15 protein-coding genes are annotated in these 16,698 nt (G+C 64.6%); 9 read left to right on the plus strand and 6 right to left on the minus strand.

Annotation, left to right across the window (positions count from 1 at the left end):
• Positions 1–144: 144 nt before the first annotated feature.
• Complete coding sequence (locus WDM24_RS38440) at positions 145–780, plus strand: LysE family translocator (protein WP_338829403.1); 636 nt, start codon at positions 145–147, stop codon at positions 778–780.
• Positions 781–936: 156 nt separating this feature from the next.
• On the opposite strand, the gene WDM24_RS38445 is transcribed toward WDM24_RS38440, so the two are convergent.
• Positions 937–1,563: a glutathione S-transferase family protein gene (locus WDM24_RS38445; protein WP_338829404.1), complete on the minus strand. Its 627-nt coding sequence runs from the start codon at positions 1,561–1,563 to the stop codon at positions 937–939.
• Positions 1,564–1,765: 202 nt separating this feature from the next.
• Between WDM24_RS38445 and pyrE the strand changes: the two genes are divergently transcribed.
• A complete protein-coding gene (gene pyrE, locus WDM24_RS38450; RefSeq protein ID WP_029082962.1) occupies positions 1,766–2,329 on the plus strand; it encodes an orotate phosphoribosyltransferase in 564 nt (187 codons plus the stop codon).
• Between the two features lie 317 nt (positions 2,330–2,646).
• Positions 2,647–3,444, plus strand: a complete 798-nt coding sequence (locus WDM24_RS38455; protein WP_338829406.1) for a DUF2865 domain-containing protein — start codon at positions 2,647–2,649, stop codon at positions 3,442–3,444.
• Positions 3,445–3,549: 105 nt separating this feature from the next.
• On the opposite strand, the gene WDM24_RS38460 is transcribed toward WDM24_RS38455, so the two are convergent.
• A complete protein-coding gene (locus tag WDM24_RS38460) occupies positions 3,550–3,981 on the minus strand; it encodes a hypothetical protein (protein WP_338829407.1) in 432 nt (143 codons plus the stop codon).
• A gap of 185 nt (positions 3,982–4,166) precedes the next feature.
• Between WDM24_RS38460 and WDM24_RS38465 the strand changes: the two genes are divergently transcribed.
• A complete protein-coding gene (locus tag WDM24_RS38465; RefSeq protein WP_029082965.1) occupies positions 4,167–4,457 on the plus strand; it encodes a GIY-YIG nuclease family protein in 291 nt (96 codons plus the stop codon).
• Between the two features lie 284 nt (positions 4,458–4,741).
• Here the strand turns inward: WDM24_RS38465 and WDM24_RS38470 are convergent, their stop codons facing one another.
• Positions 4,742–4,975 (minus strand): hypothetical protein, encoded by a 234-nt coding sequence (locus tag WDM24_RS38470; protein ID WP_338829408.1) that lies wholly within the window; start codon positions 4,973–4,975, stop codon positions 4,742–4,744.
• Positions 4,976–5,218: 243 nt separating this feature from the next.
• Here WDM24_RS38470 and WDM24_RS38475 point away from each other — a divergent pair, with 243 nt between their 5' ends.
• From WDM24_RS38475 to rocF, 4 genes are all read left to right on the plus strand, one after another.
• On the plus strand, positions 5,219–7,729 hold the full coding sequence (locus WDM24_RS38475; protein ID WP_338829409.1) for a glycogen/starch/alpha-glucan phosphorylase: 2,511 nt from the start codon (positions 5,219–5,221) through the stop codon (positions 7,727–7,729).
• 101 nt (positions 7,730–7,830) lie between these two features.
• A complete protein-coding gene (locus WDM24_RS38480; protein ID WP_338829411.1) occupies positions 7,831–8,172 on the plus strand; it encodes a hypothetical protein in 342 nt (113 codons plus the stop codon).
• A gap of 12 nt (positions 8,173–8,184) precedes the next feature.
• Complete coding sequence (locus WDM24_RS38485) at positions 8,185–9,003, plus strand: thioesterase family protein (protein ID WP_338829412.1); 819 nt, start codon at positions 8,185–8,187, stop codon at positions 9,001–9,003.
• 109 nt (positions 9,004–9,112) lie between these two features.
• On the plus strand, positions 9,113–10,090 hold the full coding sequence (gene rocF, locus WDM24_RS38490; RefSeq protein ID WP_338692635.1) for an arginase: 978 nt from the start codon (positions 9,113–9,115) through the stop codon (positions 10,088–10,090).
• Between the two features lie 212 nt (positions 10,091–10,302).
• Here rocF and WDM24_RS38495 read toward each other — a convergent pair whose 3' ends face one another.
• The 3 genes from WDM24_RS38495 to WDM24_RS38505 all read right to left on the minus strand — a co-directional run bounded on the left by WDM24_RS38495 (position 10,303) and on the right by WDM24_RS38505 (position 15,714).
• Positions 10,303–11,919: a phosphoenolpyruvate carboxykinase gene (locus WDM24_RS38495; protein ID WP_166299449.1), complete on the minus strand. Its 1,617-nt coding sequence runs from the start codon at positions 11,917–11,919 to the stop codon at positions 10,303–10,305.
• 312 nt (positions 11,920–12,231) lie between these two features.
• Positions 12,232–14,832 carry a CHAT domain-containing tetratricopeptide repeat protein gene (locus WDM24_RS38500; protein ID WP_338829413.1) on the minus strand — a complete coding sequence of 867 codons (2,601 nt, stop codon included), beginning with the start codon at positions 14,830–14,832 and terminating at the stop codon, positions 12,232–12,234.
• 147 nt (positions 14,833–14,979) lie between these two features.
• The gene (locus WDM24_RS38505; protein WP_166299451.1) at positions 14,980–15,714 is read right to left on the minus strand and encodes a HugZ family protein; all 735 of its coding nucleotides are present in this window, start codon (positions 15,712–15,714) and stop codon (positions 14,980–14,982) included.
• 237 nt (positions 15,715–15,951) lie between these two features.
• On the opposite strand from WDM24_RS38505, the gene WDM24_RS38510 reads away from it, so the two are divergent.
• The gene (locus WDM24_RS38510; protein ID WP_016843287.1) at positions 15,952–16,653 is read left to right on the plus strand and encodes a response regulator transcription factor; all 702 of its coding nucleotides are present in this window, start codon (positions 15,952–15,954) and stop codon (positions 16,651–16,653) included.
• The last annotated feature ends 45 nt before the right edge of the window (positions 16,654–16,698 follow it).

Genomic DNA, 16,698 nt, shown 5'->3' on the forward strand with positions numbered 1-16,698 from the left:
ACACCCCCACCCCGCCCTCCCCCGCAAGCGGGAGAGGGAGCCCTCACACCATGTTCGCGGCTACATTGCTCCGAGAGCAATTCCAGCATGGCCGCGCGGCGGACGACACGCTAGACATGCGTGTATCCCCTCGCGAGAGCCATCATGCCCCACACATCCACATTGCTCGGCTTTGCGCTCGTCTGCCTCGGCATGGTGCTGACGCCGGGCCCGAACATGATGTACCTGATCTCGCGCTCGATCACGCAAGGCCCCGGGGCCGGCATCGTCTCGCTCGGCGGCGTCGCGCTCGGCTTCGTGTTCTACATGCTGTGCGCGGCGTTCGGCATCACCGCGCTGCTGTTTGCCATCCCCTACGCCTATGACGCGCTGCGCTTTGCCGGCGCCGCCTATCTGCTCTGGCTGGCGTGGCAGGCGCTGAAGCCCGGCGGCCGCTCCCCATTCCAGGTCAAGACGCTGAAGGTCGACGGCCCGCGCAAGCTGTTCGCGATGGGCTTTGTCACCAATCTGCTGAACCCGAAGATCGCGATGCTTTATCTCGCGCTGCTGCCGCAGTTCATCGATCCCACAGGCGGTAGCGTACTGACGCAGTCGCTCGCGCTCGGCTCGATCCAGATCGTGATCAGCGTCAGCGTCAACGCGATGATCGCGCTCGCCGCCGGCTCGATCGCGGTGTTCCTCGGCACCCGCCCGACCTGGCTGCTGGTGCAGCGCTGGCTGATGGGCACGGTGCTCGCAGGGCTTGCGATGAAGATGGCGCTCGAGGCAAGGAGGGCGTGAGCTTCTTACCTCGCCCCGCCTGCGGGGAGAGGTCGGATCGCATCGTCAGATGCGATCCGGGTGAGGGGGACTCACCGCGAATTCAATTCTCACCGTCTTTGCGGCACCGCCCCTCACCCCAGCCCTCTCCCCGCAAGAGCGGGGCGAGGGAGAAGATCAATCCAGTTTCGCCTCCATCCCCCGCTTCGTCGCGGGGCGGGCCATCAGCGTCTCGTACCAGCGCTTGACGTTGGGGAAGTCGGCCAGATCGACCTTGTGGCGCGGATGGCGCCAGGCCCAGCCGAGGATGGCGAAATCGGCGACCGAGAGATCGCCGGCGACGAAGTCGCGGCCATCCAGCCGGCGGTCCAGCACGCCGTAGAGCCGCCGCGTCTCGACCATGTAGCGCTTCAGGCCATAGGCGCGGTCCTGCTCGTTCTCCAGCGCGATGAAATGGTGCACCTGGCCCGGCATCGGGCCGAAACCGCCCATCTGCCACATCAGCCATTCATAGACCGGGATCCGCTCGGTGAGCGGCTTCGGCAGGAACTTGCCGGTCTTCTCGCCGAGATAGAGCAGGATCGCGCCGGACTCGAAGATGCTGACACGCTTGCCGCCGGGTCCGTCGGGGTCCACGATCGCCGGGATCTTGTTGTTCGGGCTGATTTCGAGGAAGCCGGGCGCCATCTGCTCACCCTTGCCGATATTCACCGGGATCACCTTGTAGGGCAGGCCCATTTCCTCCAGCGCGACGGAGATCTTGCGGCCGTTGGGCGTGTTCCAGGTGTGCAGCTCGATGGTCATTTCCGCTTCCCATGCAAGTGTTTGGCGCTTGCTTTAGGGGGAACCCGTTGATGGCACAACCCGCGCTTTCCGCACACGGCTGCGCTGAAATGGCGGCGCGGGCACTGTTGACGGCGGGATTTACCCGCTGGAATGTGTTGGAGACCGCCGATAGATTGCCGGCCGCCGCAAACCGCCAAGAAGCCCCCAAAGGGAAAAAGCCTTGTCCAAATCAGCCTCCCGCGCCCGCCTCGCCGAGATCATCCGCAAGCGTTCGTTCGGCCGCGGCGAGATCACGTTGGCGTCGGGCCGCAAGAGCGACTTCTATTTCAACCTGAAGCCGACGATGCTCGATCCCGAAGGCGCAGCCCTGCTCGCCGAGCTCACCTATGAGGCGCTGAAGGACGACAAGCTCGATTTCGTCGGCGGGCTCGAGATGGGCGCGGTGCCGCTGGCCGGCGCCATCGCACAGCTCTCCTGGCTGAAGGGCCACCCGATCGCCGCCTTCTTCGTGCGCAAGAAGCCGAAGGAGCACGGCGCGCGGCTTGCCGTCGAAGGGCTGGCCAAGGGAGAGACCCTGGCGGGCAAGCGGATCGTGATCGTCGAGGACGTCACCACGACCGGCGGCTCGGCGCTGAAGGCCGTGGAAGCCGTGCGCGAGGCCGGCGGCGAGATCGCGCTGGTCTTCACCATGGTCGACCGCGAGGAAGGCGCCACCGAGACGTTTGCCGAAGCCGGACTGCCGTTCCGCGCGCTGTACAAGGCCGGCGAATTCTTGAAGGGCTGACGGTTTCTCTCTTCTCCCTCGCCCCGCCCCTGCGGGGAGAGGGTTGGGGTGAGGGGCTGCTTCCACGAGCCGTGAACGTGGTGAGACCTGTACCCCCTCACCGGATCGCATCTTGCGATGCGATCCGACCTCTCCCCGCAAGCGGGGCGAGGTAAAGAGAGGTTCGCGCAACCTCGCCTTCTTCCTGTGACGCCGTCACGCACGATCAATCGCTCGTTTACCATCCCGCACTATGGTGAATCCGCCGGGGCAGCTTGTCGCCACGGCGTGGTGCGTCGGTGGAGTTGGCGTTGCGTACAGAGTTGAGTGATCGGCGCATGCGGCGCCGCGTGATGCTTGCCGCCGCGGCGTTTGCGGGTTCCGCCCTGGTCGTGCCCGCGCCCGTCTCGGCCGAAGGGCTGTTCGACTTGTTCTTCGGCGGTGCCCAGAAGCAGCAGGGCCGGCAGGCGCCGCCGCAGGCCAATTTCTTCGCCGACCCGTTCGGCCTCAACCAGCAGCCGGAACGGCAGACGTCCGCGCCCATCTCGGCGCCGCGCGTCGCCGGTTCCGGCCCTGCCTATTGCGTGCGCAGCTGCGACGGCAAATATTTTCCGCTGACCATGCGCGGCAACGCGACGCCGGCGCAGCTTTGCCAGGCCTTCTGTCCGGCAAGCGCGACCAAGGTCTATTACGGCGGCCATATCGACAGCGCCGCATCGACCACTGGCGAGCGTTACGCCGACAGTGAAAACGCCTTCGCCTACCGCAAGGCGTTGCGCGCCGACTGCACCTGCAACGGCCGCGACCCCGCCGGGCTTGCGCCGGTCGACCTCGCGCTCGATGCCTCGCTGCGCGCCGGCGACGTGATCGCGACCACCGACGGCCTCGTCGCCTATACCGGCGTGCGTGTCGGCAACGAGCAGTCCTTCGACTTCACGCCGATCGCCTCCTATCCGGGGCTGACTGCGGCGGTCCGCGCGCGGCTCGGCGAAATGAAGGTCGCTCCCGTCAGCGCCGAGCTCGCCGGCGACGCGCCGCTGCCGGAGACCAGCCGCGATGTCGCGCCGTCGGCGCCGTCGTCTGCTGTTCCTAAGATGACGACACCAAAGCCGGCGAGGCGCGCGGAAGTGAACTGATGGGCTAAGTCGTCATTCCGGGGCGATGCGACGCATCGAACCCGGAATCTCGAGATTCCGGGTTCGCCTCTTCGAGGCGCCCCGGAATGACGACGTTACAAATTGCTACCGCGCCACGATCACGCCGATCACGTCTGGCGCGGCCATGTATTTCTCCTCGATCGCGGCGCGCGCGGCCGCGCGGTTCTCCGGGTTGAGGATGCCGCGCTTCTCGGCGAGGATCATCCAGCAATAGCCCCACCAATCCGTCAGCATGCCGTGATCGTCGACCAGATCGTAACCGTGCTCGGCGGCGAAGATGCGCGCATGCGCTTCATCGAGCGCGTCGAGCCAGGCGTGATCCTCTGATGAGAACAACTCGTCGCCGAAATCATCGGTGGTGTAGCCCCAGATCGACATGCAGACCGCGTTGAACTCGCGATCGAGCTGGTCGTCGTCGATCGGCTGGCGTCGCGAGGCCTGGTGCAGCCGCGACAGCGACCGCGCGAAATCGGCAATCCGGGTCAGGGCGAATGGATCGAACGCGATGGTGGACATGTAGTCCTCGTGGAGACTGAGAGACCATAGATATTGTGTCGGCACAGGCACCGAATCACAATGATATATCAAAGACTTGCTAAAGTGTTCTTAATTCGTTCTGATGCCATCTTAGGCGTCGCCCCGGCGAAGGCCGGGGCCCATAACCACCGCGATCGGACATCTCACGTGATCGGTGCCCTGAAATGAATGCCGCAGCCTACTACGTTTACATTCTCGCGAGCCGCCGCCATGGGACGCTCTACATCGGCGTCAGCAACGATCTTTGCAATCGGCTGACGCTCCATCGTTCCGGACGCGGCTCACAATTCGTCAAGAAGTACGGGGTCACGCGACTGGTTTACGTAGAGGTCTACGCTTCACCACAGGAGGCGATTGCACGGGAAAAAGCGCTGAAGGAATGGCGCCGCGACTGGAAGCTTCGCCTGATCGAGCAAGATAATCCGGAGTGGAGCGACCTGTCCCATCTTCTCTGACGGCTGTGGTTATGGGCCCCGGCCTTCGCCGGGGCGACGAATTGCGGTGACTGCCGTTTCCTCATGAAAAAGCGGTCGCCATGCTCGCACGGCCCCCAAAAGCAATTCGGGCCGCCGACAAATGTCAGCGGCCCGTTGAAAATTGCTTCGGAATGAAATGCGTCGGAGCTTAAAAATGTGCCCGCCCCACGGGCGACAGTTCGTTTGTAAAGAACTCGTTAAGTTCTGGGAATCCGTATCACCACGGTGTTCCCGACTGCGCGTGAAACGCCTTGCGCGCCGGCTTAATTCGCCGCCGACAGCAATTTGTCACCGCAAGCATTTGCGTAGAACTTGCCGCCGCATTGCCGCTTGATGGCGGCGCAGCGCGCGGCCGGCGAGGCATTCTGCGCCACGCTGAAGCTGCAGCTCAGGCCGTCGGCGCTGCGGCCGAGTTTGCCCGCTGCATAAGCCGCGCTGGTCGCCGTGATGCACACCACGAGCAATGCTGCGGCCGCGATCTCGATCAAGAGTCTCATCACGCATCCTCCGCCAACTTGCCGCAAGATTTAGGCTTTCATGGTCGATCGTAGCACCGGCAACGACGGTTCCGAAGGCCCCTAAATCGGCCCGGTCCTTGCATAAAATGTCGGCAGCGCTGTGCACGGCAACGTTTCGGGCGGTTTTGATTGCCATGCAACACGCGTATCATCGGGTTGGGGCATGATCCGGACATTATGATCGCATCATGATCCGGAAATCTGAACGGCAGGGATTGGGCGTTGCAGGAACAAACAAACTACCCGGCATTGAACCAGCCGATCGATGAGCTGGCGCTGACCGAGATCAAGGGCGCGATCCTGGCCAAGCTGCGGCTTGCGATCGGCAAGGACGCCACCGTTGCGACCAGGCGCGACTGGTACAAGGCCGCGACGCTGGCGCTGCGCGACCGCATCGTGCACCACTGGCTGACGGCCGAGAAGCAGAGCTACGACGCCGGCGCCAAGCGCGTCTATTATCTCTCGCTCGAGTTCCTGATCGGCCGGCTGTTCACCGACGCGCTGAACAATATGGGGCTGTTGCCGGTGTTCGCGGCCGCGCTCGGCGACCTCGGCGTCGACCTCTCGGAGCTGCGCAAATGCGAGCCGGATGCGGCGCTCGGCAATGGCGGCCTCGGACGGCTGGCGGCCTGCTTCATGGAGAGCATGGCGACGCTGGCGATCCCCGCGACCGGCTACGGCATCCGCTACGATTTCGGCCTGTTCCGCCAGATCATGAACCATGGCTGGCAGCAGGAATATCCCGACGAGTGGCTCGCCTTCGGCAATCCCTGGGAATTCCAGCGGCCCGAGGTGGTCTACAACGTCCACTTCGGCGGCCATGTCGAGCATGTCGATGACCGCGGCCGCGACCTCGCCACCTGGCACCCGGCGGAAACCGTCGAGGCGATGGCCTACGACACGCCGATCGTGGGTTGGCGCGGCCAGCACGTCAACGCGCTTCGGCTGTGGTCGGCGCATGCGCCCGATCCGCTCCAGCTCGATGTCTTCAACAGCGGCGACTACGTCTCGGCCAGCGCCGAGCAGGCGCGCGCCGAAGCGATCTGCAAATTCCTTTATCCGAACGACGAGAGCGCGGCGGGCCGCGAGCTGCGGCTGCGCCAGGAATATTTCTTCGTCTCGGCGTCGCTGCAGGATCTGGTGAAGCGGCAGCTCGCCTCCGACGGCGGCCTGCGCAGCCTCGCGCAGAAGGCCGCCGTGCAGCTCAACGACACCCATCCGAGTCTTGCGGTCACCGAGCTGATGCGCATCCTGGTCGACCTGCACAATTTCCGCTGGGACGAGGCTTGGAAGATCACGGTCGCGACGCTATCCTACACCAATCACACGCTGCTGCCGGAGGCGCTCGAGACCTGGCCGGTCGAATTGTTCGAGCGGCTGTTGCCGCGCCATCTCGAGATCATCTACCGCATCAACGTGGCGCATCTCGCGCTCGCCGAGGAACGCTTCCCCGGCGATATCGAGTATCGTGCCTCGGTGTCGCTGATCGACGAGCGGAGCGGCCGCCGCGTGCGCATGGGCCAGCTTGCTTTCGTCGGCTCGCACCGCATCAACGGCGTCTCGGCGATGCATTCCGACCTGATGAAGGAGACCGTGTTCCACGACCTCCATCATCTCTATCCGTCGCGCATCACCAACAAGACCAACGGCATCACCTTCCGCCGCTGGCTGATGCTGGCCAATCCGCGGCTGACCGCGCTGCTGCGCGAGACCTGCGGCGAGGCCGTGCTCGACGACTTCTCGCTGCTCGAACGGCTCGAGACCCATTCGAGCGACCTCGAATTCCAGAAGCGCTTCCGCGACGTCAAGCATCACAACAAGCTGGCGCTGGCGCGGCTGATCGGCGAGCGCAACAGCATCAAGGTCGACCCGTCGGCGCTGTTCGACGTGCAGATCAAGCGCATCCACGAATACAAGCGGCAGCTGCTCAACATCCTGGAGACCATCGCGCTGTACCACGCGATGAAGGACGAGCCGCAACGCGACTGGGTGCCGCGCGTAAAAATCTTCGCGGGCAAGGCGGCGGCGAGCTACCGCTACGCCAAGCTGATCATCAAGCTGATCAGCGACGTCGCCGAAATCGTCAACAACGATGCATCGCTCGGCGGCAAGCTGAAGGTCGTCTTCCTCGCCGACTACAATGTCAGCCTCGCCGAGGTGATCATCCCGGCCGCCGATCTCTCCGAGCAGATCTCGACCGCCGGCATGGAGGCCTCGGGCACCGGCAACATGAAGCTCGCGCTGAACGGCGCGCTGACCATCGGCACGCTCGACGGCGCCAATATCGAGATCCGCGACAATGTCGGCGAGGAAAGCATCGCGATCTTCGGCCTCGAGGCCGGTGATGTCATGGTCCGCCGCAAGCAGGGATTGGACGCCAGCGACGCGATCAGCAACTCACCGCGGCTGGAGCGCGCGATCCGCGCCATCGAGAGCGGCGAGTTCTCGCCCGGCGATCCCGCCCGCTTCGCCTCGATCGGGCACGCGCTGCGCTACCTCGACCACTACATGGTTTCCGCCGATTTCGATTCCTACTACGACGCGCAACGCGGCATCGACGCCCGCTGGCGCGTGCCTTCCGCCTGGACCCGCGCTTCGATCCTCAACGTGGCGCGCATGGCGTGGTTCTCCTCCGACCGCACCATCCGCGAATATGCCGAGGATATCTGGCACGTGCCGGTGCATTCGACGGTCTCGCCGCAGCTTGGCGTTCAGCGCGAGGCGAAGGGCTAATAGAGGTAATTCCCGGGCAGCGGAAATCCATTACTTTCGACGTCATTGAATTCGCTGCAGCAGCAATGATACTGCACGGCTGAAGCGAGGCGGATTTGGCAATGCCTGTCGGCGAGTACGTTAGCCCGGACGGGCAGCTGAAATTCATTGTTACCTGCCCCGATGGTGATTGGACCATCGGCTTTGACGGATATCCGTGGCACACGCATGGAAGCGTCTTGGCAGCACTCACCGGACAGGACGAGGTAGTGGCCGTCGAGCGGCTTCTCGCCGATCTAATCGGCAATGTAAGTGTGATCACGCTGGCGCGTCGGGCCGGCAAATTGGTCGACATCTGGGTAACAGATGATCCGGCGAAAGACCTGTCGAGCTGCAAGGAATACGGCAGTGCCGAAGACACGGTTGAGTTTCGACTATGGAATGGGACGTCGGTAAAGATTTAACGGATCGAATTCATGCTCACCAAGACCCCGCACCTGTTCGATGACGCCACTGCCGTGACCGCCGGCGACAGCCGCTGGCAGGGACGGACCAGCCCGGATTACTGGGCGTTCGTCGGCCCGTTCGGCGGCTGCACGGCGGCGACCATCCTGCGGGCGCTGATGCAGCACCCGCAGCGCGCGGGCGATCCGCTGGCACTGACGGTCAACTACTGCGCGCCGGTCGCCGAGGGCGTGTTCGATCTCGATGTCCGCCTGGTCAAGGCCAACCGCTCCAGCCAGCACTGGTCGGTCGAGATGACGCAGGGCGGCGGCGAGGTCGCGACGCTGGCGACCGCCGTGTTCGCCGAGCGCCGGCCCTCGTGGTCGCACCAGCCGGCCGACTTTCCCGGCGCGGTGGCGTTCGAGCAGCTCCGGTCCTATCCGAAGCTCGCGATGACCTGGGCCAACCAGTACGACTTCCGCTTCGCCGAGGGCGAGCCGAACTTCAGCGGCAGCGCCGCGAAGGAACCGTCGAGCGCCTATTCCAAGATGTGGATCGCCGACCGCGTGCCGCGCAAGCTCGATGCGCTGTCGCTGATGTCGATGTCGGACGCCTTCTTCGGCCGCGTGTTCCACGCGCGGCACGAGCTGGTGCCGTTCGGCACGGTGTCGCTGACGACCTATTTCCACGCCGACGCGGCGGATCTGGACGCAGAGGATACCACTCGCGTGCTCGCCACAGCCGACGCCAAGACCTTCCACAAGAGCTATGGCGACCAGCACGGCGAATTATGGTCGCCCTCCGGCCGCCTGCTGGCGACCACGACGCAGATCGCCTACTTCAAGGCCTAAGCGAAGCGCACATATCCACATTGGTCTGTCGCGACCGGATTGCCTATTTCAAGGGTTGAGGGAACATTGGCGCGTCGCTTCTGTTCCACGCCTTTGGGAGCACCGCCGCATGTCCGAAGCCGACAATTCCAAACCATCGCGCATCGCTTTGCTGGGCGTTCCCATCGAGATCGGCGCATCGCAGGCCGGTCCGCTGATGGGACCGGACGCGCTGCGCACCGCGGGTATCGCCCGCCTGCTCGAGCAGCTCGACTTCCAAGTTGACGACCACGGCAACCTGGCGATCCCGGCTGTTGTCGCCGACGGCCCGGTGCCGGCGAACACCAGATTCTACGACGAGGTGAAGACCTGGACCCGCGCGCTCTCCGAGCGCGCCTACTGGCTGGCGCATTCCGGCGCGATCCCGATTTTCATGGGCGGCGATCACTCGTTGTCGATGGGATCGATCAACGGCGTCGCACGCTACTGGAAGGAAAAAGGCCGGCCGCTGTTTGCGCTGTGGGTCGACGCGCATGCCGACTACAACACGCCGGCCACCACCATCACCGGCAACATGCACGGCATGTCCGCGGCCTTCCTGTGCGGCGAGCCCGGCCTCGACGACCTGCTCGGCGGGCTGCCGCGCGCCTCGATCCCGCCCGATCAGCTCGACCTGATCGGCACCCGTTCGGTCGATCCGCTGGAGCGCAAATTGCTGCGTCAGCGCAATGTCGCGATATCAGACATGCGCCAGATCGACGAGTTCGGCGTCGCCGTGCTGACCCGCCGCGTCATCGAGCGCGTCAGGGCAAAGAACGGCGTGCTGCATGTCTCGTTCGACGTCGACTTCCTCGACCCGGCGGTGGCGCCCGGCGTCGGCACCACGGTGCCTGGCGGCGCGACCTATCGCGAAGCGCATCTGATCATGGAGCTGCTGCACGATTCCGGGCTGGTGCGTTCGCTCGATATCGTCGAGCTCAATCCCTTCCTCGACGAGCGCGGCCGCACCGCGCGCGTCGCGGTCGAATTGATCGGCAGCCTGTTCGGCCTGCAGATCACCGACCGCCAGACGCCAAGCAACGCGGTGCTGCCCGAGATGGGCGAGTAGCACATACCCGGACCCGTCATCCTGAGGTGCGAGCACTTGCGAGCCTCGAAGGATGTACGGCCCGGCTGGTGGCCGGCGACCCTTCGAGACGCCGCTGCGCGGCTCCTCAGGGTGACGGAACGAGGACGTGTCGCGCGGATAGAGGAAGACAACTGCAATAAAAAAGGCGGCCACGAGGGCCGCCTTTTCAAATCGCGGGATCGTTGCGCGCTTTACTCCGCCGCCAGCTTCACTTCCGGCGCGGCGGCGCGGACTTCGGCGTCGACCTGCGCTTCGAACTTGGCAAAGTTCTTCTGGAACATGCCGACCAGTGCACGCGCGGTCTTGTCGAACTCGACCTTGTCGGCCCAGGTCTTGATCGGATCGAGGATGTGCGGCTCGACGCCCGGCAGCGAGGTCGGCACCGCGAAGCCGAAATACTTGTCGGTGCGGAAGTCGGCATTGCGCAAGCTGCCGTTCAGCGCCGCGGTGAGCAGCGCGCGCGTCACCTTGATCGGCATGCGGCGGCCGGTGCCGTACTTGCCGCCGGTCCAGCCGGTGTTGACCAGCCAGCAATCGACATTGTGCTTGGCGATCAGCTCGCGCAGCAGATTGCCGTAGACCGACGGATCGCGCGGCAGGAACGGCGAGCCGAAGCAGGTCGAGAATTCCGGCTGCGGCTCGTTGCCGAGCCCGCGCTCGGTGCCCGCGACCTTCGCGGTGTAGCCGGACAGGAAGTGATACATCGCCTGCGCCGGCGTCAGCTTGGCGATCGGCGGCATCACGCCGAAGGCGTCGGCGGCGAGCATCACCACATTCTTCGGATGCGGCGCGCGGCCGGTGCGCGAGGCGTTCGGGATGAAATCGAGCGGATAGGCCGAGCGGGTGTTCTCGGTCTTCGAGCCGTCGTCGAAATCCGGCACGCGATCATTCGCACCGAGCACGACGTTTTCCAGCACCGCGCCGAAGCGCTTGCTGGCGGCGTAGATCTCGGGCTCGGCCTCGGCGGAGAGCTTGATGCACTTGGCGTAGCAGCCGCCCTCGAAATTGAAGATTCCGTCGGCGCTCCAGCCATGCTCGTCATCGCCGATCAGCGTGCGCTTGGGATCGGCCGAGAGCGTGGTCTTGCCGGTGCCGGACAGGCCGAAGAAGATCGCGCTGTCGCCGTCGGGGCCGACATTGGCCGAGCAGTGCATCGGCATCACGCCCTTTTCGGGCAGGTAGAAGTTCAGCGTGGTGAACACGCTCTTCTTCATTTCGCCGGCATAATAAGATCCGCCGATCAGGACGATCTTGCGGGCGAAATCGATCGCGACGACGTTCTCCGACTTGCAGCCGTGACGTTTCGGATCGGCGCGGAAGCTCGGCAGATCGATGATCGTGAGTTCCGGCACGAAGCTCGCGAGCTCCGACGCCTCGGGGCGAATCAGCAGCGTGCGGATGAACAGCGAGTGCCAGGCGAGCTCGGTGAAGACGCGGGTCTTGATGCGATGCGTCGGATCGGCGCCGCCATAGAGATCCTGCGCGAACAGCGTCATGCCTTCGGCATGCTTGAGGAAGTCGGCATAGAGCGCCGCGAACTGCTCCGACGTGATCGACTGGTTGCCAGCCCACCACATGCTCTTGTCGGTCAGGTCGTCGCGGACCGTGAACTTGTCCTTCGGGCTGCGGCCGGTGAACTCACCGGTATCCGCGCAAAGCGCGCCATCGGCCGAGAGCACCGCTTCGCCATTGCGCAACGAATGCTCGTAGAGCTGCGGCGCGCCATAGTTCCAATGCACGCCTTTGAGATTTTTTAAGCCGAATTTGTCGGCGCCGAAGGCACCGTTATGCACGCCCGTCTCTTGCACGAAGTACCTCCTCGAACCCGCGTATCCTTGTTCGCGCGAATGTCGCTAATCGCGCCCTGCCGCGGTGACCGTCATCAGAATATAGCCTCTCGGCCCCGGTCCGGCGACCTAATAGTGGGGATCGCCGGGCTTGCCAAGCCAGTCGAACGGCTTTTGGTTGATTCCAAGGCGGGCACATCATCTGGCGCAAATACCGCAGCGCGGGACCCTTTCGTTTTGCTTTCGCTTTCGCTTTGTTTTCACAGCAGTCGGGCGGCGTTCCACTACCTTTCTCGCTGCGTACAAGGCGTTGCGATGCACAAAAGGTGCCAGCTAGCGGGCCGCGCCTTCGCCGATCAGGGCGAACGGCGCCCAGAATGCCGGGTATGCATTTCGCGCCGAGGATGTGTCGTTGAGATAGGCGAGCATCGCCTGGCGCAACGCCTCCGCGCGTCCCAGTTTGGGATCGGCCTTCAGGCGATCGAAGGTCGAAATGGTCAGCCGCGTTGCGGCCTCCGAATCCACCGACCAGTGCGACACCAGCAGTGCTCGCGCGCCCGCATAGAAGAACGAGCGCGCCAGCCCTGACAGGGCTTCGGCACCGGGCTTGTCGCCGGCGATCGTGTTGCACGCAGATAGCACCACCCAATCGGCGTTGAGCTTGAGCTGCGCGACCTCGCTCGAGGTGAGCAGTCCGTCGTCAAGGTCTGACGGCTGATTAGGAATGCTCAACACCAGCGAAGGTTCCGCAACTCCCTTCACATCGCCTGCAACCAGGCCATGCGTTGCGAAATAGATGATTGCGTAGTCAGCCAGTGGCGCGCGCTTCACCACAGTTTCGCTCGCGTCAGCGCCGAGATGGATGTCGGAGGCTTCAGCGCCGAGATCCTTTGCGACCGCATTCAATTCGTCGGCGGTGTCAGGCAGTTGCGGCAGCGCGGCGGCAAGCCGCGCACGATCGACGCCGGCGCCTTGCCAGAAATCGGTGTAGGCCGACGTCACCAGCGCGCGCGAGGCCTGCTTGACCGCGGTGCGATTGGCGCCCGAGCCTTCGCGCGACGGATTGAACAGCGGATCGCCAAAGCCGGTCAGCGGCTTTGTGCTTTGCTCCTTGCGCGCGAAGACGCGCGACGCCTTCAGGCTGGAAGCCGCAGGCAACACCGATACCGCCTGCCGCTTCAACAGCCATGCCGCGTCGCGATAGCCGGCAAATGTTTCGGGAATCGCTGAAGGCGGCGGCTCGGTGACCAGCAAATGGAATGGTAGCGCTGTCAACGCTCCTACAGGCGCGACCAGCAGGCTGCGCTTGTCCCTGACCAGCGCATCGACCGGGCCGAGCAGCGCCGCGTAGAGCTCATTGGCCAGTGCGAGATCGAACAGGCCGGCCTTGCCGCTGGCATCGCTCGCCTTGCCGATATCGAGCCCGCGGCGAAATGCAGCAATTTTGGCAGACAGCGCATCGCCGCCGAGGGAGACCTGCTTCCAGTCGACCGCGTCGCGGGTCAGCGCGAACACGAAGCTTTCCTTGTTAGCGACCGCGAACAGCACCATCGCCTCGTCGGGCGAGAGCAGCGCCTGGATCTCCCGCGCGGTCATCGGCAAGGGATTCGACAGCGCGGCATAGTCGGGGAACTCGATCGCAAAGGTCTTTTGCAGGCCGGCACGCTCGGTCGCGATGGCGGCGAGCCGCGCGCGGCTGCGCGCCTCGGCCGCGGCGTCGCGCTTGGCGCGGTCCTTCGACACCGCCGACAGCAGCGACTTGTCGAGAGCCTCGGCTTCCGCCGCGAGGTCCTGGTCGCGGCGCACCAGCTGCGCGAGACGGTCGGTGCCGGCGGCAAGCCGCACCGCAAGCTTGTTCACGGCCGACGCCGCCGATGACTGCGTGGCGCGCTGGACCACATTCAGCGCAGCGTCGAGCGCCCTGTCGCCGGTCAGCAATTGCTGGCGCTGCGCGGCGAGCAAGACCGGCAGCGCTATGCGGAGCTGCGCCCGGCCATTCGTGATCGAGGTCTCGACGATCGGCAGCGCGTCGGCGCTGCGGCCTTCGGCCTGGTAGAGCCCGGCGAGGTTGTTGAGCGATATCGCAAGATCGGGATGATCGGGTCCCAGCGCGCCTTGCCGGATCGCAACAGCGCGCTGATAGAGCGGCTCGGCATCGGCATAACGGCGCTGCCGATCATAGAGATCGGCGAGATTGTTGAGCGAACGCGCCACATCGGGATGCTCGCGCCCGAGCACTTTCTCGCGGATCGCAAGCGAGCGCCTGATCAGCGGTTCGGCCTCCGCATAGCGCCCCTGCACCTTCTCGACCTGGCCGATATTGTTGAGCAGGGTCGCGACCGCTGGATGCTCCGGACCAGCCGCCTTCTCGTAGATCGCGAGCGCCCGCTTGAACAGCGGCTCGGATTCCGCGTGCCGGCCAAGCTTCTCGTACAGCGTCGCGAGATTGTTGAGCGATTGGCCGAGATCGGGATGGTTTCGACCTAGCGCCTTCTCGCGGATTGCCAGTGCCCGCTTGAACAACGGCTCGGCATCGGCATAGCGCTCCTGCCGCTGATAGAGCGCGGCAAGGTTGTTCAGTTCAGGCGCGGCATCGGCGGAATCAAGACCCGACACTCGGTCGAGGATCGCGATGGCGCGCTTCAACAACGGCTCGGCCTCGGCGTCGCGGCCCTGCGCGCCGTAGATCTGGGCGAGATTGTTCAGCGCCGCCGCGACATCGCGGTTATCGGACCCGTACTTCTTTTCGAGGCTGTCGAGCAGGCCCTGCGCCAGCGGCAGCGCTTCGGCATATTTGCCGGCGCGGCTGAGCGCGTTGATCCTGGCGCTGAGCGCTGCGACGCTGCCCTGCTGTGCGAATGCCGGTGCGGACAGGCTGCTGCTCGCGGCCAGCGCAAGCCACAGCGTGACGACCAGATGGTTGCCTGACTTCATAGGCCTCGCTCCTGGCGCAGCAAGTTCGCGCAAGGAGCAGCGGCCATGCGACATCATGCCTCGCTGCGCTGCCTTCCTCAGTTGCGCTGCCTTGGGTCGCGGCAGCGGCGGCGTCCGTTCAAGACAAGGCCTGAGATTATCGCGATGCTATTGCTTGGCGCGCGCCTCGCCGGCGAGCCGCACGAGCATCTTGCGCAGCAAGGTGCCGTTGGTGACCCTCTCGGGGAAATCGAGCCGCAGCGTGTTGCGGCCGGCCTGCATGTCCATGCCCTCTGGGTCGCTGCCGGTGCAGAGCCAGTCGGCACTTTCCGCGCCGAGCAGCCGCGTGGCGTAGAGGTTCATGGCCTCGCGGTGATCCTCGTTCATATGCGCCACCGCGCCGGGCTCGGCCTCCAGCAGCGCTTCGGCCCCGCCGAGATCGGTCAGGAACTGCGCCGGCTTGAGGTCGACGATACGGCCGAACCCGGCCACCAGATGGGCGCCGCTCGGCTTTATCAAGAAGAACGAAAAATCCTTAAATTCTACAAAGGCTTCCGCCGAAGGATGGGCGCCGAGATAGCGCCGGCGGACGAGCTCCCGCTCAGCCTCCGCGACCTCCTCGGCCTTACCCCCCAGCATGATCCGGGCGCCCTCCAGCGGATCGCCCTCGGCGCGCTCGTCCAGCATCAGCGACACCCGGCTATCGGCAAGGATGTTCTTGGTGTGCAGCGCCAGCCGCGAAATCAGCAGGATTGGCGAGCCGTCGGGATGACTGGCCAGATTGACCAGCGAGCAATAGGGATCGCCGGTCCCGGTCATCAGCGTGGCGAGCGCCCCCTGGCGGCTGCGGCGCAGCAGCGAGCGGGCAAGACGGGCGGGGTCGAAGTCGGCGGTCGGTTGCATGGGTCTATCGGATCATTTTATGGGCGAATCGGGCCGGTTCCGCATGAAAAAAGGGCCTTTTCTCAGGGTCTAAGGGTGCTATATGGGGTCCATCGCTTGGGTCGCAGCGTTTTTGCGGAACTCGGTCACACTTCAGCCCAGCTTGCATTGCTCGTTGACCGCGTTCGAAGCCCATTTCCACGGCGCGTCGCCAGAGTGCCCGCCGCTTAAGCCACTCTCAAATTGTGAAAGCAGCACATGCCCACAATCGCCCTGGTCGACGACGACCGCAACATTCTTACTTCGGTCTCGATCGCGCTCGAAGCCGAAGGCTATCGCATCATGACCTACACGGACGGTGCGTCGGCGCTGGATGGGTTTCGCACGTCGCCGCCCGATCTGGCGATCCTCGATATCAAGATGCCGCGCATGGACGGCATGGAGACGCTGCGCCGGCTGCGCCAGAAGTCCGACCTGCCGGTGATCTTTCTCACCTCGAAGGATGAAGAGATCGACGAATTGTTCGGCCTGAAAATGGGCGCCGACGATTTCATCCGCAAGCCGTTCTCGCAGCGCCTGCTGGTCGAACGCGTCAAGGCCGTGCTCCGCCGCGGCCAGCCGAAGGATCCGACCGCCGCGCCGAAGGAGCCGGACGCCCGCGCGCTCGACCGCGGCCTGCTGCGGATGGACCCGGAGCGCCACACCTGCACCTGGAAGAACGAGCCGGTGACGCTCACCGTGACCGAATTCCTGATCCTGCAGGCGCTCGCCACCCGCCCCGGCGTGGTGAAGAGCCGCAACGCACTGATGGACGCGGCCTATGACGACCAGGTCTATGTCGACGACCGCACCATCGACAGCCACATCAAGCGGCTGCGCAAGAAGTTCAAGGTGGTCGACGACGATTTCGAGATGATCGAGACGCTGTACGGCGTCGGCTATCGCTTCAAGGAAGCCTGATCTGCACTTCCCGGGCGGCTTGTTACCTGACAGGGTCCGCACGGC

The sequence above is a fragment of the Bradyrhizobium sp. 27S5 genome, from assembly GCF_037217225.1.
Taxonomy (GTDB): Bacteria; Pseudomonadota; Alphaproteobacteria; order Rhizobiales; family Xanthobacteraceae; genus Bradyrhizobium; species Bradyrhizobium septentrionale.